The following is a 21,631-nucleotide window of genomic DNA, read 5'->3' on the forward strand; positions in this document are numbered from 1 at the left end:
GTTTTAACTCATGAATATGATATAATAAGGGCAAAAAAATGGAGGTAAGCTATGGGTCAAGATATTATGAGTCGTTATAAGGCTCTTAAAGGCTTTGAAAAAGCAGGTTTTTCAGTTGCTAGCTTAAAGACTTTATCAAAGACTCCCTTGATTGATGTGCGCCTTGGCTCCCCATCTTTTTTTCATATCTGGAGACGTGAGCTAGAACTCAAAAATCCCAAAGAAGCTCTAAGATTAGTGCTCAATTTAGCTCGCATGCCCATAGAACTATCTGGAGATTTGGAACAAACACAAGAGTTGCTCACACATTTTCATCCTGATTTAGCTCCAGATCACCCTTTTTGGTCTGAATTTTCAAGCTTGGTTGATCGTGCCTTTCCTGAAAGGACTTTAGGAAGACCTGGTCAACTGGAAAGACGCTTGCATCAGTTTCGTTATGTGATTTCTAGTCAGCAAGCTCAGTATATTCGTCATCGTTTCAAAACAGAACAGATGACAGATGCCCAAGCCTTGGCTCAGTTTTTAAGCCCTAAAAAGGGTCCCGCCTTTTGGAGGTCTAAGCCGGATTATAGTTTGATGGATTCGGCTAGATTACATAATAAGCTAAAAATTGATAAGGATAGCATTGTATTTCCAGATCATGAGATTTCTTATAACATTAAAGTTTTAGTTGATTTTCACACGGAGTTTATTTTAGATAGTCAAGGAAACTTCCTAAATGAAGTCGATGGTGAGAGAGTAACAGAAAAAGGAGTGGTCAATGGTGCCTCCTTTAACTTTGGAACAGATGGCCCAAGGCATTGGGATTTAGATGTGGATCCTATTAGACGACACGACCCGGAATTTAGACGTCAACTATCAAAGGGCTATCGCTCTCCTAGTCGTGTTTTTAAACAGTGGTTTAGGCGTCATCTGACTGACTATGACTTGTCCTATTTTAACAAAAAAAGCCCTTATGCTAGAGGTAATCGCAGTAGCTTTAGCTTAGTCAAAAAAGAAGTTAAAAAGTTTAAAAAGCAAATCAAGGCATGTCGACAGTCCTCTTTCTGGTTATAAAAGAAAAGCCCACAAGTTATCAATCCTTTGACGTAAGGCAGATAGCTTGTGGGTTTGATTTTAAATGATATGAGACTCTCTCAGAAAAGGCACACTAGTTGGCTTGAGCCCATTTACGCGCCAAGCGTCTTGAAAAGAGTGAAATCATAAAGTTGATAACAAAATAAATAGCTGTAATCAGGAGATAGAGAGCAAAAACCTCTTTGGCTTCAAAGTAACGTCCCATAAGAATTTGACTTTTTCCAAATAGTTCTTGAATAGCGATAACGGAGTAAAGAAGAGAGGTGTCTTTGATGACCGTTACGAATTGAGAAATAATGGCTGGTAACATCTTACGAAAAGCTTGTGGAAAAACGATATGGACAAAAACTTGAAGATGAGTCATTCCCTGTGACAGCCCGGCTTCAGTTTGCCCATGAGCCACGCCATTTAGGCCACCACGGATAATTTCAGCTAAAGCCGCAGAAGTAAAGACAGTGAATGAGGTAATACCAGCAGGAGTTGATTTCATTTGAAAAACAAGGAAAATGATAAATATCCACAAGAGGTTGGGAACATTTCTAACAAATTCAATGTAAATGCTAGCTAAGATTCTAAGAAATTTTTGCTTGCCGTTTCGCATAACAGCCAATAAGGTACCAAACAAGGTTGATAAGAGAATGGAAACAAAGGAAATGTAAAGGGTCAAGCCTAATCCTTCTAAGATAAAAGAAAGATTTGTAGTTGTGAATAAGTGTGACATGCGTCTTTCTCCTTCCTATAAAGAGTAGGTTTTTTTATTACTTTCTTCCTTGTGTCTTGCCCAAGTAGCTAGCGGGAAGCACATGGTGAAGTAAAGTAGGGCAGCGCCAGCAAAAGCAGGGACGTAATGAGTCGTATCATAAGCCCAGGCTTTAGCTGTAAACATAATATCTGCCCCTGAAATAATAGCGACAATAGAGGTGTTTTTAATCAAGTTAACGACTTGGTTGGTCATTGGAGGTAAAATGGTGCGTAAGGCTTGTGGAAGCACAATCATGGACATGGTCTGATAATAGGTTAATCCTTGACTTAAAGCCGCTTCGGTTTGTCCTTTTGGAACAGCTTCAATACCAGAACGGATAACCTCAGCGATATAGGCTCCGTGATAGATTCCCACACAAAGAACAGCTGTCATAAAGGTTGATATCATAATATAGCTATCTGAGATAATAGCCAATCCATAATAAATAAAGACAAATTGAACCAGTAAGGGGGTATTTTGATAGGCTTCAACATAAATACGAGCTAAAAAGCGTAAGCTTTTGTGTTTACTTGAAGACATAGCACCAAAAATCGTACCTAATAGAAGTGCTAATAAGAGTGCACAGGCAGAAATAGCTAAGGTGTAGCCAAAGGCTTTAACAAATAAGCTAGAGTGCTCAAAGAAGGCTATCCATCTTGACAAGGCAAATGGACTTGTTGTCAGTGTCATCGTCATAAGTGCTCCTTTCTTAATGTTTTGCTTTAGCTGGCTTGAGATGGTGGGTGCGATAAATTTTATCTAAAGTCCCATCTTTGGACCATTGGTTAATTAGGCTATTGATGTAACGTGTCAAGTCATGCTTGTCTTTTTTACTGGCGATCCCATAGGCTTGCTGATTAAAGCCATCTGTTAGAATTTTGGTTTTCTTGCTGGTATAACCTGTCAAAATCGATTTATCAACTGAAAAGGCAGCGATACGTTTTGAATATAGGGAAATAGCCAGTTCTGGGTAGGAACCTAGTTGCGTAAAGGAAAAATTAAGGCCATGCTCTTTTCCATAGGCTTCGATAGCTGTTTTGGTAGTGGAACCTTGAGCTACCCCGATGACTTTACCATCCAAGTCTTTGATGGATGTGATATGACTGTCTTTATTAACTAAAAAACCGACCTCATCTAAATAATAAGGCTTTGAAAAGGAATAGTTTTTCTGACGTTCTGGTGTAATGGTATAGGTAGCGATAATCATATCTAATTGCCCGTTATCCAAGAGAGCTTCACGGGTTTGAGCAGTAACAGCCGTAAATTCTGGTTTGACTTTCAAAGAAGCTGCAATTTTTCTGGCGATATCAACTTCCATACCTTCATAACTTTTACTATCAGCACTGTAATAGCCGAAATTAGGAACATCTTGTTTGACACCAACGCGAAGGACGCCTGATTTTTTAACATCTTTGATAGCTTTAGTATTTGACAGGTGGCTTAAATCGGCATGGACTTTAGCCTGAGAAAAAGTCAAGACGAAAAAAGCCATCAAAAAGGCTAAAATGGTTTTTTTTCTCATCATATCTTAGCCTCCATTGCTTGTTTACGCTCTTTCTTTTTAGCTTGAACGCGGTCGCTAGTATGATTGATAATTTTGCTTAAAAATTGTTGAGCTCTAGGTTCTTTAGGATGATCAAAGAAGCCAGCTACATCTGTAGTATCTTCTAAAATCTCACCATCAGCCATGAAGATGATACGATCTGCCACCTCACGCGCAAAGCCCATTTCGTGCGTCACTACCACCATGTTCATCCCATCAGCAGCAAGGTTTTGCATAACGGCAAGAACATCACCGATGGTTTCTGGATCAAGAGCAGAAGTCGGCTCATCAAAGAGTAAGAGTTCTGGGGTCATAGCTAATCCGCGTGCAATAGCAATACGCTGTTTCTGACCACCAGATAGCATAGAAGGGAAAGAATCTTTTCGATCCCACATGTTAACGAAGGTTAAGTATTTTTCTGCTCTTTCAATAGCTTCTGCCTTTGATAGACCAAGAACCTTGATAGGGGCTAACGTTACATTTTCTAACACAGTTTTATGCGGGTAAAGATTGAAGTGTTGGAAAACCATTCCTACTTCTTTACGTAGCTGCACCAAATCTTTTGATGAAGCGTTGACCAACTCAATACCGTCTACTTTCAAGCCTCCTGTTTCAATCGTTTCAAGAGCATTGATAGTGCGAATTAAGGTTGATTTTCCTGATCCAGAAGGCCCTAATAGAACAACAACTTGTCCTTTTTCGATACTGAGATTGATATTTTTTAGTGCGTGAAAATCACCATAGTACTTTTCAACATTTTTAAATTCAATAAGTGGCATAAGAGTCTCCTTTGTGAATTATGTTATATTTTCTGACATAATAATGAGTGTCTTATTTTATCATAGGTAACTATTCTTGTCAATATTGTCTGAAAATTTAGATTTCATAGAGCTTTACCTGTCCCATATAGCAGTAAATTGTCAATTAAATAAAATTTTTGGTATAATCATTAAGACATTAAATGATAGAAAGCAACCTACTTTAAATCTTATCATGATTAAGGGATAAGACACCAAAATAAAGCTTATAGAAAAACTTTCTGAGGTATAACAAATGAAAAAGATACTTATTGTCGATGATGAAAAACCAATTTCTGACATTATTAAGTTTAATTTAACAAAAGAAGGCTATGACATTATTACTGCCTTTGATGGTCGTGAAGCAGTCACTGCTTTTGAAGAAGAAAAACCTGATTTAATTATATTGGACCTCATGTTGCCAGAGTTGGATGGCTTGGAAGTAGCTAAAGAGATTCGCAAGACAAGTCATATTCCAATTATCATGTTATCTGCCAAAGATAGTGAATTTGATAAGGTCATCGGCCTTGAAATTGGAGCTGATGACTATGTCACAAAACCCTTTTCAAATCGTGAGCTCTTAGCGCGTGTCAAAGCTCATTTACGTCGTACAGAAACCATAGAAACTGCAGTAGCAGAAGAAAATGCTTCTTCTGGGTCACAAGAGCTGACTATCGGCAACTTACAAATCTTGCCAGGTGCTTTTGTGGCTAAAAAACACGGTCAAGAGGTTGAATTAACTCATCGTGAGTTTGAATTGCTTCACCATTTGGCTAATCATATGGGGCAGGTAATGACTCGTGAGCACCTTCTTGAGACCGTCTGGGGCTACGACTATTTTGGAGATGTCAGAACTGTTGATGTGACTGTTCGTCGTCTTCGTGAAAAAATTGAAGACACGCCTAGTCGTCCAGAGTATATCTTGACCAGACGTGGTGTGGGCTATTACATGAAATCATATGACTAAAGATATCATTGGAAATTTATCAGCTTTTGAACTGGCTATTCTTTTGCTGCTGGTCTTTGTCGCTTTTTACTTTATTCATCTAGCTGTTAGAGACTATCGGAATGCCCGTATTATTCGTATGATGAGTCATAAGATTCGTAATTTGATTAATGGGCGCTACACGGACATGATTAACGAGAAGGCTGACATTGAGCTAATGGAGTTAGCCGATCAATTAAATGATCTTTCAGATGTCTTTCGTTTGACTCATGAAAATCTCGCTCAAGAAAAAAACCGTCTGGCTAGCATTTTGGCCTATATGTCAGACGGTGTTTTAGCGACTGACCGCTCAGGTAAGATTATCATGATTAATGAAACGGCTCAAAAGCAACTTAACTTGACGCGAGAACACGCGCTTGAGAAAAATATTACGGACTTGTTAGATAGCGACTCACCTTATAGTTACCGTGATTTGGTCTCCAAAACGCCTGTGGTGACGCTTAATGGGCGTAACGAGATGGGAGAATTTGTTTCACTTCGCTTACGGTTTGCTTTAAACCGTCGAGAGAGTGGTTTTATTTCAGGTCTTGTTGTGGTACTACATGATACAACCGAACAAGAAAAAGAAGAACGGGAACGTCGACTTTTTGTTTCCAATGTAAGTCACGAGTTACGTACCCCACTAACTTCTGTTAAATCTTATTTAGAAGCTTTGGATGAGGGAGCTTTAAAAGAGGACATCGCGCCTAGCTTTATCAAAGTATCTCTGGATGAGACTAATCGTATGATGCGTATGATTTCAGATCTTTTGAATTTGTCTCGGATTGATAATAAAGTCACCCAGTTGTCCGTAGAGATGACTAACTTTACTGCTTTTATGACCTCAATTTTGAATCGATTTGATTTGGTCAAAAGTCAGCACACCCTTTCTGATAAAGCTTATGAGATTGTTAGGGATTATCCGATCACTTCAGTCTGGTTAGAAATCGATAACGATAAAATGACGCAAGTGATTGAAAATATCTTAAACAATGCGATTAAATATTCACCAGACGGTGGTAAGATTACAGTTAGAATGAAAGCGACTGATACCCAGCTGATTATATCCATTTCAGATCAAGGACTTGGGATTCCAAAGAAAGATTTGCCTCTTATTTTTGACCGATTTTATCGGGTTGATAAAGCCAGAAGTCGCGCACAAGGTGGTACTGGGCTAGGTCTAGCTATCGCTAAAGAAATTATTAAGCAGCATCACGGCTTTATATGGGCTAAAAGTGATTATGGCAAAGGGTCAACCTTTACCATTGTGCTTCCTTATGAAAAAGATGCTGCCATTTATGATGAATGGGAGGACGATATAGATTAATTGATGACTGAAAAAGGCTTTAAATATAGCGTGCTTGCTTCTGGGTCGACAGGAAACTGTTTTTATCTAGAAACACCGAAAAAGCGTCTCTTGATTGATGCTGGTTTGACGGGGAAGAAAATCACCAGCTTACTAGCAGAAATCGATCGTAAACCAGAGGATTTAGACGCTATCCTCATCACGCATGAGCATTCGGATCATATCAAGGGTATTGGAGTATTGGCAAGAAAGTACCATTTGGATGTTTATGCTAATGAAAAAACCTGGCAGATGATTGAAAGTCGCCAGATGATTGGTAAAATCGATAGCTCTCAAAAACATGTCTTTCAACGTGATAAGGTCATGACCTTTGGTGATATTGATATCGAAAGTTTTGGTGTGAGCCATGACGCTGCTGATCCCCAATTTTACCGCATGATGAAGGATAACAAGTCTTTTGTCATGTTGACAGATACGGGTTATGTTAGTGATCGCATGACAGGTATTATCGAAAATGCAGATGGTTATTTAATTGAATCTAACCATGATATCGAAATTTTACGGTCGGGCTCCTATCCATGGAGCTTAAAACAGAGAATCTTATCTGACATGGGACACTTGTCTAATGAAGATGGAGCGGGAGCTATGATTATAAGTCTTGGTAATAAAACCAAGAAAATTTATTTAGGTCACTTGAGTAAAGAAAACAATATCAAAGAATTGGCTCACATGACCATGGTTAATCAACTAGCGCAGGCAGACTTAGCTGTCGGTACTGACTTTACAGTGCACGATACATCACCAGATACAGCTTGTCCTTTGTCTGATATTTGATAAGAGATACTAAAAATATAAGAGAATAAGTAAAATGCTCAAGATGGAAAAATCTTGAGTTTTTTGCATTTATAATAGTCAACATCACTCATCACTATTAATCTCTTTTCTATTGGAAGTTTTAGGTGTCAATAGCTGTTGAAAAGAAGAGTTCTTTCTATGCTCTTAGTCATTGCCTTGAATTTATGAGAAAATCCCCCTTGGACTAAGTCTTCTAGGGGATTTTTTGATATAATAGAATGGTCTATTGACCAAAAGAAAAGGAGTTTTTTTATGAAAAAGCTTAAAGAGTTGCTTAAAGAGTCTTTTGCCATTTCCTTTACTGATAAGAGTTTACTGGAAACGGCGTTTACCCACACTTCTTATGCCAATGAACATCGCCTCCTAAACATTTCACATAATGAACGTTTGGAATTTTTAGGAGACGCCGTTCTTCAATTGATTATTTCAGAGTATTTGTTTGATAAATACCCTAAAAAAAACGAAGGTGACATGTCAAAACTGCGTTCTATGATTGTTCGTGAAGAAAGTTTGGCAGGTTTTTCGCGTTTTTGTTCTTTTGATACCCATATCAAGCTTGGAAAGGGTGAGGAAAAATCGGGTGGCCGTAATCGTGATATGATTCTAGGCGATCTCTTTGAGGCCTTTTTAGGTGCTCTGCTTTTGGATAAAGGGGTAGATGAAGTGCGACGCTTTTTGAATCAGGTTATGATTCCTCAAGTTGAGCAGGGAAACTTTGAGAAAGTAAAAGATTATAAAACGTCCCTTCAAGAATTACTTCAGTCTAATGGCGATATTACGATTGATTATCAAGTGATTAGCGAGAGTGGTCCAGCTCATGCCAAACAGTTTGAAGTTGCTATTTTTGTCAATGATAGCATCATTAGCAAGGGCTTGGGCAAGTCAAAGAAAATGGCAGAGCAAAATGCTGCTAAAAAAGCGCTGGCTCAACTTAGTGAGGTCTAAATGTTTTTAAAAGAAATTGAAATGCAAGGCTTTAAGTCTTTTGCTGACAAAACTAAAATTGAGTTTGACAAAGGTGTCACTGCCGTTGTAGGACCAAATGGCTCTGGAAAAAGTAACATCACAGAAAGTTTGAGATGGGCACTGGGAGAATCCAGTGCCAAAAGTCTTCGTGGCGGTAAAATGCCAGACGTAATTTTCGCGGGAACCCAGAGCAGAAGTCCTCTTAATTATGCTCAAGTGGCTGTCGTTCTAGATAACTCAGATGCTTTTATCAAAGAAGCCAAAGACGAAATTAGGGTAGAAAGACATATCTATCGTAATGGCGATAGTGATTACTTGATTGATGGTCGTAAAGTTCGCTTGCGTGATGTTCATGATTTGTTTATGGATACAGGACTTGGACGTGATTCTTTTTCAATTATCTCACAGGGGCGTGTTGAGGAGATTTTTAACAGTAAGCCTGAAGAAAGACGAGCTATCTTTGAAGAAGCGGCTGGCGTTTTAAAATACAAAACACGCAAAAAAGAAACGCAAAGTAAATTAAACCAAACACAGGATAACTTGGATCGTCTGGATGACATCATTTATGAACTAGAAAATCAAGTTGGTCCTTTAAAGAAGCAAGCAGAAGTGGCAAAGACCTTTCTGTCTTTGGATGCTCACCGTAAGCAATTACAACTCGATATTTTGGTAACAGATATTGCTTTAGATCATCAACAGCAAGAAGAAACTAATCGTGATTTAGAGTCTCTCAAAAATGATTTAAAGGACTATTATGCTAAGCGTGAAGCTATGGAAGCTGAGCACCAAAGGCTTAAAAGAAAACGTCAGGATTTGTCTCATGAGTCTAATCGTAAGCAAGAACAGCTTTTAGAATTGACTACACTTTTGTCAGAACTTGAAAAACAGATTCAAAAGCTTACCTTTGATAGTCATCAAAAAGAAGAGAAAAAAGAAGAGGCTAATCAACGCCTTCAAGAACTGCAAGGCCAAGAATCTAAAGTACAAGCCCAACTAAAAGAGCTAGAAGCTAAGGCTAGTCAAGTCAGTCAAGAACTAGCATCAGTAACCTTACAAATAGAAGATTTGTCTGCACAGTTGGCTAAGTTCTCTAACGATCCTGATCAATTGATTGAATCCCTGCGTGAAGATTTTGTCTCCTTAATGCAACAAGAAGCGGATTATTCCAATCGCCTAACAGCTTTACAAGCTCAGCTGGATAAAGAAAATCAAGACCGAAAAAGTCATGCTCAAGAAGAACATAGCCTTCTTGAAAAAGTAACCTTGCTTGAAGAAGAAGCAAAAATCAGTCAAAAAGCTTTGCAAGAAAGTCAAGCTCAAGTTAGTACTCTTTTACAGGATTATAAAGCTTTAGATGAGAGCATCAAAGGAGAAGAAGCTGTCTATGAGAAAAAGCAAGAGAAGTACTTTGCCATTTTGGATCGTAAAAAGGCTAAAGAAGCGAGACAACATAGTCTAAAGTCCATTCAAAAAAGCCATAGCCAATTTTTTGCAGGGGTCAGATCCGTTCTCCAATCAGCAGACCAACTAGGTGGTATTTTAGGGGCAGTTAGTGAGCACTTGAGTTTTAACAAAGCTTATCAGACAGCTCTTGAAGTGGCCTTGGGAGCTAGTAGCCAGCATATTATCGTTCAAGATGAAGCAGCTGCTAAAGGCGCTATTGCCTTTCTTAAGCAAAATCGTCAAGGGCGTGCCACTTTCTTGCCATTAACAACGATTAAGGGACGTTTTTTAGCTTCCCAGCAACTTAGTCAACTAGCCAACTATCCCGGATTTCTAGGAACGGCAGAGTCTTTAGTGACTTATAACTCAGAGCTTACAGCGATTTTTCAAAATTTATTAGGAAATACTCTTATTTTTGATACCATTGATCAGGCCAATCAAGCTGCCAAAGCCTTACAATACAAGGTGCGTATTGTAACCCTAGACGGGACAGAGCTTCGTCCTGGTGGGTCGTTCTCTGGAGGGGCTAATCGCCAAAATAATAGTACCTTTATCAAGCCTGAGTTGGACATGCTAAAAAAAGAGCTCGACCAATTAGACTTGGATTTAAAAGAGGCTGAAAAAGAAGTGGCAGATTGCCAGCGTCACCTGCATGCTCAAAAAGCAGAGCAGGCTCAGCTGACCTTAGCTGGTGAAGAAGCGAGATTACTAGAACAAAAACAAGTCTTAGCTTATCAACAAATTGAGGAGCGCTTGAAAGATTCTAAGGCTTTGTTAGTATTGATGACCGATCAAGATAAAGGGGATCAAAGAGAAAATCTCCTTCTTGAGCAAAAAGAGTTAGAAAATGCTTTGCAAGAATTGGTAGGACAAAAAGAAAAGCTTAGTCTTGAGATTGCTCACATTAAGGAAAATAAAGATCTGATTAATCAAAAGAAAGAGATCTTAAGTAAAGACTTATCGCAAGCGTGGTTGAGAGAGCGAGAACTTTTAAGCGAAGGGAAATTTGAAAAGGCCAATCAGGAACGCTTACTTGAAACGCTAGAGCAGATTCAAGATGAGATGGCTGACTTAGAAGGCTTAGTCCATTATCAAATTAATCAGGAAAGAAGAGAGCAACTTCCTGATTTGCAAAAGCAATTAGCGGATGCCAAGAGTCGCAAGCAAGCAGAACAAGAAAGCCTGGTGCAGATTCGTTTTGAAGCAGAAGATTATGATGCGCAGTTGGAAGAACTTGAAGTCAAAATGGCTAAAGAAAGTCAAAAAAATGATAGTTTTATCCGTCAACAAACCAATTTGGAGACACAGCTAGAGCAGCTTGCTAATCGTTTGCGTCTCCATGCTAGAAGCCTCTCAGAAGATTTTCAAATGAGTTTAGACCAAGCTAAGGATAAAAGCAATGCCCTTGACAATTTGGAAGTGGCTCGTCAAAATTTACAAGATTTACTCAAACAGATTCGTCTTCTTGGCCCAATTAATAGTGAAGCTATTGCTCAATTTGAAGAAGTGAGTCAACGCCTTGATTTCTTAAATGGTCAAAAAACTGATTTAACCAAAGCTAAAAACATGTTGCTAGATACTATTGGTAGTATGGATAGCGAGGTTAAGGCACGCTTCAAGGTAACTTATGAAGCTATTCGAGACAGTTTTAAAGAAACCTTTAAGCAGATGTTTGGTGGAGGAAGTGCTGATTTGATGTTGACAGACGGGGATCTATTATCAGCTGGTATTGAAATCTCCGTTCAACCACCAGGTAAGAAAATTCAATCCTTAAACCTTATGTCAGGGGGAGAGAAAGCCTTGTCGGCTTTGGCTTTACTCTTTGCCATTATTCGTGTGAAGACCATTCCTTTTGTTATTTTGGATGAGGTGGAAGCAGCTCTTGATGAAGCCAATGTCAAACGTTTTGGTGATTACCTCAATCGTTTTGATAAAAACAGTCAATTTATTGTGGTTACTCACCGTAAGGGAACAATGGCAGCGGCAGATAGCATTTATGGAATTACCATGCAGGAATCAGGTGTTTCTAAAGTCGTATCTGTCAAATTGAAAGACTCTAAGGAGTTAGACTATTTATCATAGTCAAGTCTTTGACGTTATGAAAAGGAAGTAGACAATATGAAAACGAGATTAATCGCAACAGATATGGACGGTACCTTTTTAGCTGAGGATGGTAGCTATCAAAAGGAAAGATTAGCTAAGTTATTGCCTAAGCTAGCTGAAAAAGGGGTTATTTTTACCGTATCTAGTGGGCGATCATCCTTAGCTATCGACCAGTTATTCGAACCCTTTTTAGATCAAATTGCTGTGGTTGGTGAAAATGGTTCTTTAGTCCACTACCAAAATGACATCCTTTTTGCCGACTGTATGACAGCAGCTCAGTATCATGAGGTCGCTGAAACCATTCGTGAAAATCCCTACTATAATGGTGATGGAATGCTTTTTTCAGGGCAAAAGGCTGCTTATATTATCAAAGGAGCTAGTCCAGAATACATTGAAAATATGTCTTATTATTATCAAAATGTCACAGTGGTTAATAGCTTAGATGATATTGTAGATGATACTATCTTTAAAGTAACTACCACTTTTACAGGAGAGACAGTCCTAGATGGATGCGACTGGCTTAATCAATCCTTAAGTTACGCTTCAGCTGTGACAACAGGGTTTGATTCCATTGATATTATCCTAAAAGAGGTGAATAAGGGCTTTGGAATGGCTCATCTTTGTCAAAAATTGGGTATTTTACCAGAAGAAACCATTGCCTTTGGGGATAATTTCAATGATTTACAAATGCTGGGCTATGCTGGACGGGCTATTGCGACTGCAAATGCCAGGCCAGAAGTCAAAGCTGTGTGTGACCAAGTGATTGGTCATTGTAATGATGGCGCTGTATTAAGTTATTTAGAAGGATTGGTAGAATGACAAGAATAAAATTATTGGCACTTGAAATAGGAATAAAGTGGATAATACAATAAAAGTTCTAAATAGCTTGAAACAAAGGGACTAGGAGTTTGAGTGGGAGTTTTAATACTCTAGGGTAATTTTATGTAGAGTATTTGAAAATAATAACGTTAAAAAGTTAGTAATCGTTAAAGAATTTAAAATAAATTGCAATAGTTTATCGCTTGTTTTATCGCTTTAAGAACGAGCGATAAATTTATTTTTATGGTATAATAAGAAAAAAGATTGTAAGGAGAAAATGATGAAACCACCTTTTACAGTTACGAATACCATGTTAAATAAGGTAGTAGAGATTTCTAAAATTATTGGTAATTTAGAATTACAAGTACAGAAAGATTTAAAATTAAGAAAAGAAAATCGTATTCAGTCTATTCACTCATCACTCGCTATTGAACAAAATTCTTTAACAGTAGAACAAATAACAGCCATTATTGATGGGAAAAGAGTGTTAGGGAACCCCCGTGAGATAAGAGAAGTAAAAAACGCTTATGAAGCTTATGAAGAAATTTTAACGCTAACTCCCTATGATGAATCACATTTTTTAAAGGCTCATGGATTACTTACTGCTGGAATTGTAAATGCAACAGGCAAGTATAGAAGTAAAGACGTAGGAGTTTATGATGAAGCGGGAAATGTTGTGCATATGGGAGCAAGACCACAATTTATAGCAGAACTAATGAGAGAGTTATTTAATTGGGGAAAGACAGATGATACGCCAGAAATTATTAAAAGTTGTGTATTTCACTATGAAATAGAGATGATACACCCATTTGAAGATGGAAATGGACGAATGGGAAGACTATGGCAAACGGTTATTTTGGCAAATTGGCATCCAATTTTTGCATGGATACCGATTGAAACGCTTATTTATGAGAATCAAAAAGCATACTATGATGCGTTAGGTAAGGCAGATAAAGAAAATTCTTCTAATACATTTATAGAGTTTATGTTAGATATTATTTTAGAAACTCTTAATTTATATAAAATGACTACTCTATCGGATGTTGTAGATTTACCAGAGAATTTAACACAGACAGAGGAAAAAGTTTATCTTTTGATTCATAAATATATGAAAAATCACACGAGTATTACGGCTGCTGTACTTAGTAAGCTGATAGGGAAATCAGCTCCAACAGCTAGAAAATATTTATCGAACGTTGTACTATTAGGTCTGATGGAGGCACAGGGTAGCAATAAAAATAGAACGTATACTTTAACAAAATCATAACTTTGGCACTTGTAAATGCAAATGTCTTTTTTATTTAATGTGTAATTTCTTAGTGAGAATGTAAAATGTAGTGAAATAATGGTAGGTACATTTTTCAAGTGATTGATGTACATTTGTCAATGATGTGAGACAAAAAGGGCAAAGAAAAGAACAAAGCTCTTATTCTACAGTTCAATTTATCGAAATGGCTATTGCTTATTTTGGATATAAACCAAAAGTAATTCAAACTGACAATGGTTTTGAATTTACAAACTTTAAAGAAACGAAAAGAATACATCCTTTTGATGTCCTGTTTGTCTTACATCTATTGTAACGTAACAATACCACTGTACAGAATTATATAATAATACCCATGGTGCTAGTTAATTTCAAAATATCTCAAATTGTAAGCTAGTATGATTTGTTCAATCCTCAATTGCAGTCCTGTCATGCCCCTAGCCAGTGTTCGTTCCATATCAAAAAGGGAACAAAGTTCTGAAAATCTAGTCTCAATGGTTCGTCTCATAGCCATTAGTTTCCAATGATTATGCTGTTTAGCCCCTTCCATATTTTGACGCAAGGGAGTCCAGAGGTGATAGCCATTTTGCTTCAACTCATCTTTCAGCTCACGGTTAAGGTAACCTAAGTCTGCTAAAATGACGGATTGTTCACACCTTTCTAGCAACTCGTAAACTGCCTTAATATCATGAACAGAGGCTGGGCTGACAACATAATTCAGAATGTAACCTGATAAGGTCACTAGCATGTGAACCTTAAAACCGTAAAACCACATATGTTTAGAGGCGGTGTAACCAATATTAGCTATCCCATTGAAAAGTCTGACCCTGTGGTTACGAATAGATTGACAAAGTGGCAAAGGAAAGCTGTCTATAATAACAATGGTATTGGGAGAAATTTGAGTGTTCATTGCCTGACGAATCACTTGAACCAGCCAAATCAACTGTCTTGCACGCCTATTAAAGCGACTTCTTTCTAGTAATGTACCGCAGGGAAATAGCTGACAAATCCTATAAAAGTGACGTTGTGATTTAATACCTAGTTCAGCTTGTAATAGCAGTAAAACTAGAAGAGATTGGTCTGAAACTTTGGACAGACAGACGTTACGACGGTGTTTGAAGTCTTCCGGACAATAATCTTGATAAAACTGAGAACAAATTTTTGATAATTGACGCATATTCCATTGTAAGTGATGGGATTTAGCTGTATACTGTAAGTGGCTCATTTGGACTAACCTCCTGTTTGTGTAGGCACTTACAGTATAGTCCTTTTGGGCTTTTTATTGTATTTTGAGATTAACTAGCACCACGGGTAAAAAATAATTTTTAAGCCTTGTTGGATTATTCCGCAGGGCTTTTCTTATACCCAAATGGAGGTGAGAGAATGCCGACTAAACCAAAGCGACCATGTTCTCATCCAAACTGTCCAAAGTTAACCGTTGGACGTTACTGTGAGGAGCACCAACGTGAAGAAAACAAACGCTACGAGAAGTACGACAGAAATCCTGCTGTACGCCGTAGATATGGACGAGTATGGAAACGAGTACGAGATAGTTATGTAAAGGAACATCCTTTTTGTGAGCTGTGTTTTAAGAATGGAATCATGAAAGAAGTAGAAGAAGTTCATCATAAACAACCACTGGCTGAAGGTGGTACGCATGATAGAAATAATTTGATTTCTTTATGTAAAAGCTGTCACGCACGAATTCATGCCACAAATGGTAGCAGATGGAATAAAAAGAAAGACGGGTAGGGGGCTAAAAATCTCTAAAATGGATCCCACAGGATAACGGGCGCCTCCCTTCACGCACAAAAAGTTCAATTCAAACAGGGTATTAAAAAAATGAAAGGAGAAATACATGGCAAAAGATGGAACGCACCGTGGTGGGAGACGTGTGAAAGCAGGTACAAAACCACAATCAGCCGTGGATAAAATCCAAAAAGGAAGAGAAGTTCGAGTGATGTTAAACAATCTTCCAGAATTGGAAATTACAGATATGACGGCAGTAGATTTACCAGAAGGTGTCTTACTAGAAGGGGCAGACATGCCAAGACATGGCGAGTATTTGTCAACGAAGCAAAAAGATGGGAAACCACTCGGTGCTGATGATATATACAAAGAAACATGGCTGTGGCTAAAAGAACGTAAGTGTGAGAAGTTAGTGAATAAACGGCTAATCGAATCCTACTCACAGGCTTTTGCACGTTATATTCAGTGCGAAGAAGCTATTTCAACTTATGGGCTACTGGGAAAACACCCCACAACTGGTGGTGTGATTACCTCACCGTTCGTTCAAATGGCTAGTCAGTTTCAAAAGAGCGCCAATTTAATTTGGTATGAAATTTACGACATCGTTAAGCAAAATTGCACAGATGTCTATGTTGATACAAGTGACGATTTGATGGAGAGACTACTCCAATCAAGGAAAGGAAGATAAGACATGATTGAAAAAGTAAACCCCTCGCATCCAGATAAGGTCGCCGATCGTATTGCTGGAGCAATTGTTGATTTAGCATATAAGAAAAATAAAGAACCAAAGGTGGCAGTTGAAGTACTGATTGGGCATGGGACGTGCCACGTCATTATTGAAACCACAGTAAAATTCACTAAAAAATCTATTGAAAATATCATTACACGTATCGCAGGAGAAATAAAAACGGATATTACCATTGTTCCACAAGACGTTCATTTAGCTGATAATCAATCAGGAAAAGTACGCTGTGGGGACAATGGTATTTTTAAAGGTGTACCACTTACAGAAGAACAACTAGAACTATCAAAAATTGCTCGTGGGATTTATGGGCAATATCCAACGGATGGGAAATATATCCTTACAAAAGATAGACTGATTATTTGTCAGAGTCATGCACCAAAAGATGAACTGTTGATGTTTTATCAATCCAGTTATTATCGACCGTGAATACAATATTATCGCAGGACACGGAAGAATCATGGCTGCAAAAGAAGAAGGAATCGAAAAAGTCCCTTGTGTTTTTGTGGAGCATTTGACCGAAGCGCAAAAGAAAGCCTACATTTTAGCGGATAATCGAATGGCATTAGATGCCGGCTGGGATGAAGAGTTACTTGCGATTGAGTTATCAGAGTTAGAAGACTTTGGTTTTGATTTAGGTCTAACTGGATTTGATGAAAAAGAATTATCTAGTATTTTTGATAGTGATAAAGACATTGAAGATGATGACTTTGATGTGGAAGAAGAATTGAAGAAACCAGCATTATCAAAACAAGGTGACTTATGGCTGTTAGGTAAACACCGATTATACTGTGGAGATTCCACTAAGTCAGAAAGCTACGAGGTTGTGATGAATGGTGTGAAAGCCAATCTAGTCGTAACGGATCCACCGTATAACGTCAACTACGAAGGAAGTGCAGGAAAAATCAAAAATGATAACATGGATAACAACTCATTTTATGAATTTCTATTATCTACTTTTTCTAACCTAGCACAAAATATGGCAGATGATTCTAGTATTTATGTGTTTCATTCCGATACAGAAGGCTTAAACTTTAGAAAAGCATTTAGTGAAGCAGGATTTTATTTATCAGGTACATGTATTTGGAAGAAACAATCGATTGTGTTAGGACGTAGTCCTTATCAATGGCAACATGAACCTGTCTTGTTTGGTTGGAAGAAAAAGGGAAAACATCAATGGTACACAGGGCGTAAGGAGTCTATAATTTGGGAGTTTGATAAACCGAAGAAAAATGGAGAGCATCCAACAATGAAACCCATCCCTTTATTAGCTTATCCAATTAAAAATTCAAGCATGACGAATTCTGTCGTACTCGACCCATTTGGTGGCAGTGATTCAACTTTAATCGCTTGTCAGCAGTTAGACAGTGTGTGTAACATGATTGAACTTGATGAGAAGTTTTGCGATGTGATTGTGAAACGCTATATCGAACAAGTCGATTCTGATGAAGAGGTAACACTTATCCGTGACGGTAAGGAATACGCTTATAAGGATGTGGTGTCTGATGAGTAGATTGACACTCGGTAGTTTATTTGATGGTTCTGGGGGCTTTCCACTGGCTGGCTTACAAGTTGGGATTGAACCTTTGTGGGCAAGTGAAGTGGAGCCTTATACTATTCTTATCACTCGAAAAAATATCCCATCCATGAAACATCTAGGAGATATTACTAAACTTAGTGGTTACGAAATAGAGCCAGTTGATATCATTACCTTTGGCTCACCGTGTCAAGATATGTCAATAGCTGGGAAGCGTGACGGATTGAATGGAAAGTCATCTAGTTTATTTTATGAGGCTATCCGAATTATAAAAGAAATGAGGTGTAAAACAAATGGACAATATCCACGATTTATTATCTGGGAAAATGTACTCGGCGCATTCTCAAGCAATAAAGGAGAAGACTTCAGATGTGTCCTTGAAGAAATCGCAAAAGTCACAAATGAAAACCTATTTATTCCTAAACCTAACAAATGGCAACCAGCAGGAAGTGTTGTGGGAGAGTCACTCTCCATTTGTTGGCGAGTCTTGGACGCACAATATTTCGGAGTACCCCAACGAAGAAAAAGAATCTTCCTTGTCGCAGATTTTAATTCAAACCGTGGAGGAAAAATACTATTTGAGTCCAAAGGCATGTCGTGGGATATTACAACGTGCCAAGATGAAAAACAAAGTATTACCAGAAGTACTACGTCTAGCATTGGAGAACAGAGCGAATGCTTAATGTTTGAAAACCATGGGCAAGACACACGTTATAAAGGACCACTTGAGGTGAGTAATACCGTGTCTTCTACCTATGGGACTGGTGGCAATAATCAACCGTTTGTAGTAGAAAACTTTGACGTCAGATTAACATCGGAGAATACAAAAAACGCAAGGGCCAACATTTATAAAACTGAAACGTCACGTACGATTGATACAGGTGGCAATAACCCTGACCGTAATCAAGGTGGTGTGGCGATTGTGACCAAGTCTTATGGAATTAGTCGCACGACTTATAATCAAAGTCAAAAGGGGAATATGAGTTTTAACATTGAGGAAGAACAAAGTGCCACGATGTTATCGACTGGCCCCAATGCAGTAGCTCAGCCAACATACTCAACGAGTAAGAACTCACACCACACAATAGCGGTCAAAGAACAAGCAAGTACCTTAGTCGCAAGTGATTATAAAGATCCACCGATTGTCAATACTGTGTCTTATGTGGTGAGGCGACTTACACCACTTGAGTGTGGTAGGCTACAAGGATTCCCTGACTATTGGTGTCAAAATTTAGCTATTTCAGAACCAACGGCTGAAGATATCGAGTTCTTCCGTGAGGTGTTTGAAATGCACAGAGTTATCAATGGCAAGAAAAAATCAAAAACCGACAAACAAATTATCAAATGGCTACAAAATCCATATTCTGATACTGCTGAATATAAAATGTGGGGTAATGGTGTGGCACTACCTTGTGTCGTTTACGTTATGCAAAGTATTTTAAAATTTATCGAGAAATAATGCAGAAAAGACTTGATATCACTCTCGTTTAGAGTGATATATAGTGTAACGAAACAAGCAAAGGGGTACAAACAGATGAATACGAAAGAAAATGCAAAAGAGTTATTACAAGTTGAAATGAACTGGGTAAACAAGTTCTCACAAAAGGTGAAAGAGCATGTCGATGCCAAAGAAAACCGTCTAGCCACTTCATATGTTGAACGCTTATGCATGGCAAGAGAATGTTTAAGCCAAGCCCACACAGAGTTGTGGGAAGTAAGTGAAGGAAAGCTAACGGATGAAGAATTTGAACTCTTATCAGACGCAGAAATCGCCTTACACGAATCAATGAAAGTTTTAGCATACTTTAAGGAGAATGTATCATGCAACAGAAAATAAAAGAACAACAGCTCACACGATACCCAGTTGAGACAAGGGTAATCTTAGTTCAGATGGATGATATTCAAGCACCACCCATTGGTACAAAAGGAACGGTACACGGAGTAGATGACATTGGATCACTCCTTATTCATTGGGATAACGGTAGTCGATTGAATGTACTCTATGGATTAGATAAAGTTAAGAAAGTGGAAGAAGAGAGCTGAGTCTCTTTTTCTCGTACAGTCGCTATAGGCGGCTTATTTTTATGCTTAAAAACAGGAGGTGAGAGGCATGAAGAAATACAAACCAACCAAGTTTAAACGAAAAACATCTGTCTACAACGAAGAACTAGCAGACTATGCCGTGAACTTTATTGAATGTCTCTCACATACTAAAGGAACGTGGGCAGGTAAGCCATTTAAGTTACTTGACTGGCAAGAACAAATTATTCGTGACTTATTTGGAGTCGTAAAGCCAGATGGTTATCGTCAGTTCAATACAGCCTATATTGAGATTCCTAAGAAGATGGGCAAGAGTGAACTAGCCGCTGCCGTAGCACTCCTGCTTTGTTGTGGGGATGGTGAAGAACGAGCGGAAGTGTACGGCTGTGCTGCAGACCGAGGGCAAGCGACGATCATATTTGATGTTGCGGCTGACATGGTAAGGATGTGTCCAGCACTCAATAAACGAGTAAAAATTCTAGCGTCACAAAAACGGATTATCTATTTACCAACCAATAGTTTCTATCAAGTTCTATCAGCTGAGGCCTATTCGAAACATGGCTTTAATATTCATGGGGTAGTATTTGATGAACTGCATACCCAACCGAACAGAAAGCTCTTTGATGTCATGACTAAAGGGAGTGGGGATGCACGAACTCAACCACTTTATTTTCTCATTACAACAGCAGGGACGGATACCAACTCTATTTGTTATGAAACCCATCAAAAGGCTAAAGATATTATGAGTGGTCGAAAAATAGATCCAACTTTTTATCCTGTTATTTATGGAGCTGATGAAGAAGACGACTGGACAGATCCAAAGGTTTGGAAGAAAGCTAATCCATCTCTTGGAGTAACAGTTGCATTAGAAAAAGTACAAGTAGCGTGTGAGTCAGCAAAACAAAATCCAGCTGAGGAAAACTCGTTTAGACAATTACGTTTAAACCAATGGGTGAAACAATCCGTCCGTTGGATGCCGATGGAAAAATGGGATAACTGTTCCTTTAGTGTAAATGTGGAAGAACTAAAAGGTAGAGTATGTTATGGAGGCTTGGACTTATCTTCTACAACCTATATGACAGCCTTTGTGTTGGTTTTTCCACCGATTGATGAAGAAGATAAGTTTATCGTACTTCCTTACTTTTGGATACCAGAAGATACCTTAGAACTTCGTGTAAGGCGTGACCATGTACCGTATGATTTATGGGAGAAACAAGGGCATCTTATGACAACGGAAGGAAATGTTGTTCACTACGGTTTTATTGAACAATTCATTGAGAAGTTGGGAGAAGAGTTTAATATTCGTGAGATTGCCTTTGATAGATGGGGAGCCGTTCAAATGGTTCAAAACTTGGAAAATATGGGTTTTACGGTTGTACCATTTGGACAAGGATTTAAGGATATGAGTCCACCAACAAAAGAATTGATGAAACTCACACTTGAAGAAAAATTAGCACACGGCGGACATCCAGTTCTTCGGTGGAATATGGACAATATTTTTATCAGAACTGACCCAGCAGGAAACATCAAAGCGGATAAAGAAAAATCAACAGAGAAGATTGATGGAGCTATTGCGACTATTATGGCGCTGGACCGTGCGATTAGATGTGGCAATATCAGCGAAGAAAGTGTCTACGACTCTCGTGGACTGTTATTTCTATAA

Annotated in this window: 21 protein-coding genes and 1 pseudogene; 17 read left to right on the forward strand and 5 right to left on the reverse strand. The window is 38.4% G+C overall.

What is annotated here, in order from left to right; genetic code table 11:
- Positions 1-51 precede the first annotated feature (51 nt).
- A complete protein-coding gene (locus STRIC_RS04315) occupies positions 52-1,056 on the forward strand; it encodes a DUF3114 domain-containing protein (protein WP_008088111.1) in 1,005 nt (334 codons plus the stop codon).
- 94 nt (positions 1,057-1,150) lie between these two features.
- Here STRIC_RS04315 and STRIC_RS04320 read toward each other — a convergent pair whose 3' ends face one another.
- Genes STRIC_RS04320 through STRIC_RS04335 form a run of 4 tightly spaced genes read right to left on the reverse strand, consistent with a single transcriptional unit; the run spans position 1,151 to position 4,141 of the window.
- Positions 1,151-1,798, reverse strand: coding sequence for an amino acid ABC transporter permease (locus STRIC_RS04320; RefSeq protein WP_008088583.1), 648 nt, complete (start codon positions 1,796-1,798; stop codon positions 1,151-1,153).
- A 15-nt stretch (positions 1,799-1,813) separates the two neighbouring features.
- Positions 1,814-2,515 carry an amino acid ABC transporter permease gene (locus STRIC_RS04325; RefSeq protein ID WP_008088381.1) on the reverse strand — a complete coding sequence of 234 codons (702 nt, stop codon included), beginning with the start codon at positions 2,513-2,515 and terminating at the stop codon, positions 1,814-1,816.
- A 13-nt stretch (positions 2,516-2,528) separates the two neighbouring features.
- Entirely contained in the window at positions 2,529-3,344 is an 816-nt protein-coding gene (locus tag STRIC_RS04330) for a transporter substrate-binding domain-containing protein (RefSeq protein WP_008088175.1), read from the reverse strand.
- Entirely contained in the window at positions 3,341-4,141 is an 801-nt protein-coding gene (locus tag STRIC_RS04335; protein WP_008088091.1) for an amino acid ABC transporter ATP-binding protein, read from the reverse strand. The genes STRIC_RS04330 and STRIC_RS04335 overlap by 4 nt, the downstream gene beginning before the upstream one ends.
- 274 nt (positions 4,142-4,415) lie before the next feature.
- Here STRIC_RS04335 and yycF point away from each other — a divergent pair, with 274 nt between their 5' ends.
- From yycF to STRIC_RS04375, 8 genes and pseudogenes are all read left to right on the forward strand, one after another.
- Entirely contained in the window at positions 4,416-5,126 is a 711-nt protein-coding gene (yycF, locus tag STRIC_RS04340) for a response regulator YycF (protein WP_008088052.1), read from the forward strand.
- Complete coding sequence (gene vicK / locus STRIC_RS04345; RefSeq protein WP_008088421.1) at positions 5,119-6,471, forward strand: cell wall metabolism sensor histidine kinase VicK; 1,353 nt, start codon at positions 5,119-5,121, stop codon at positions 6,469-6,471. Before yycF ends, vicK begins: the two co-directional genes overlap by 8 nt.
- 3 nt (positions 6,472-6,474) lie before the next feature.
- Positions 6,475-7,284 carry an MBL fold metallo-hydrolase gene (locus STRIC_RS04350; protein WP_008088080.1) on the forward strand — a complete coding sequence of 270 codons (810 nt, stop codon included), beginning with the start codon at positions 6,475-6,477 and terminating at the stop codon, positions 7,282-7,284.
- 273 nt (positions 7,285-7,557) lie between these two features.
- A complete protein-coding gene (gene rnc / locus STRIC_RS04355) occupies positions 7,558-8,250 on the forward strand; it encodes a ribonuclease III (protein WP_008088605.1) in 693 nt (230 codons plus the stop codon).
- Entirely contained in the window at positions 8,251-11,796 is a 3,546-nt protein-coding gene (smc, locus tag STRIC_RS04360; protein ID WP_008088471.1) for a chromosome segregation protein SMC, read from the forward strand.
- 36 nt (positions 11,797-11,832) lie between these two features.
- Positions 11,833-12,636, forward strand: a complete 804-nt coding sequence (locus STRIC_RS04365) for a Cof-type HAD-IIB family hydrolase (protein WP_008088082.1) — start codon at positions 11,833-11,835, stop codon at positions 12,634-12,636.
- Between the two features lie 280 nt (positions 12,637-12,916).
- A complete protein-coding gene (locus STRIC_RS04370) occupies positions 12,917-13,903 on the forward strand; it encodes a Fic family protein (protein ID WP_008088279.1) in 987 nt (328 codons plus the stop codon).
- 145 nt (positions 13,904-14,048) lie between these two features.
- Positions 14,049-14,195: pseudogene (locus STRIC_RS04375) on the forward strand (integrase catalytic domain-containing protein); the annotation flags it as partial.
- 66 nt (positions 14,196-14,261) lie between these two features.
- Here the strand turns inward: STRIC_RS04375 and STRIC_RS04380 are convergent.
- Entirely contained in the window at positions 14,262-15,125 is an 864-nt protein-coding gene (locus STRIC_RS04380; protein ID WP_008087066.1) for an IS982 family transposase, read from the reverse strand.
- A gap of 158 nt (positions 15,126-15,283) precedes the next feature.
- On the opposite strand from STRIC_RS04380, the gene STRIC_RS04385 reads away from it, so the two are divergent.
- The 8 genes from STRIC_RS04385 (at position 15,284) to STRIC_RS04420 (ending at position 21,631) form a co-directional block, all read left to right on the forward strand.
- Entirely contained in the window at positions 15,284-15,652 is a 369-nt protein-coding gene (locus tag STRIC_RS04385; RefSeq protein ID WP_040831956.1) for an HNH endonuclease, read from the forward strand.
- A 106-nt stretch (positions 15,653-15,758) separates the two neighbouring features.
- Positions 15,759-16,337 (forward strand): P27 family phage terminase small subunit, encoded by a 579-nt coding sequence (locus STRIC_RS04390; RefSeq protein WP_008088525.1) that lies wholly within the window; start codon positions 15,759-15,761, stop codon positions 16,335-16,337.
- Positions 16,338-16,340: 3 nt separating this feature from the next.
- Positions 16,341-16,820, forward strand: coding sequence for a methionine adenosyltransferase, N-terminal domain protein (locus STRIC_RS04395; protein ID WP_008088033.1), 480 nt, complete (start codon positions 16,341-16,343; stop codon positions 16,818-16,820).
- A gap of 31 nt (positions 16,821-16,851) precedes the next feature.
- Entirely contained in the window at positions 16,852-17,904 is a 1,053-nt protein-coding gene (locus STRIC_RS04400) for a DNA modification methylase (protein WP_008088186.1), read from the forward strand.
- Positions 17,897-19,387: a DNA (cytosine-5-)-methyltransferase gene (dcm, locus tag STRIC_RS04405; RefSeq protein ID WP_008088331.1), complete on the forward strand. Its 1,491-nt coding sequence runs from the start codon at positions 17,897-17,899 to the stop codon at positions 19,385-19,387. Before STRIC_RS04400 ends, dcm begins: the two co-directional genes overlap by 8 nt.
- Before the next feature lie 75 nt (positions 19,388-19,462).
- Positions 19,463-19,765, forward strand: coding sequence for a hypothetical protein (locus tag STRIC_RS04410; RefSeq protein ID WP_008088061.1), 303 nt, complete (start codon positions 19,463-19,465; stop codon positions 19,763-19,765).
- Positions 19,750-19,971 carry a DUF4314 domain-containing protein gene (locus tag STRIC_RS04415; RefSeq protein WP_008088227.1) on the forward strand — a complete coding sequence of 74 codons (222 nt, stop codon included), beginning with the start codon at positions 19,750-19,752 and terminating at the stop codon, positions 19,969-19,971. Before STRIC_RS04410 ends, STRIC_RS04415 begins: the two co-directional genes overlap by 16 nt.
- Positions 19,972-20,038: 67 nt before the next feature.
- Entirely contained in the window at positions 20,039-21,631 is a 1,593-nt protein-coding gene (locus STRIC_RS04420) for a terminase large subunit (protein ID WP_008088070.1), read from the forward strand.

It is taken from the genome of Streptococcus ictaluri 707-05, assembly GCF_000188015.2.
GTDB lineage: Bacteria > Bacillota > Bacilli > Lactobacillales > Streptococcaceae > Streptococcus > Streptococcus ictaluri.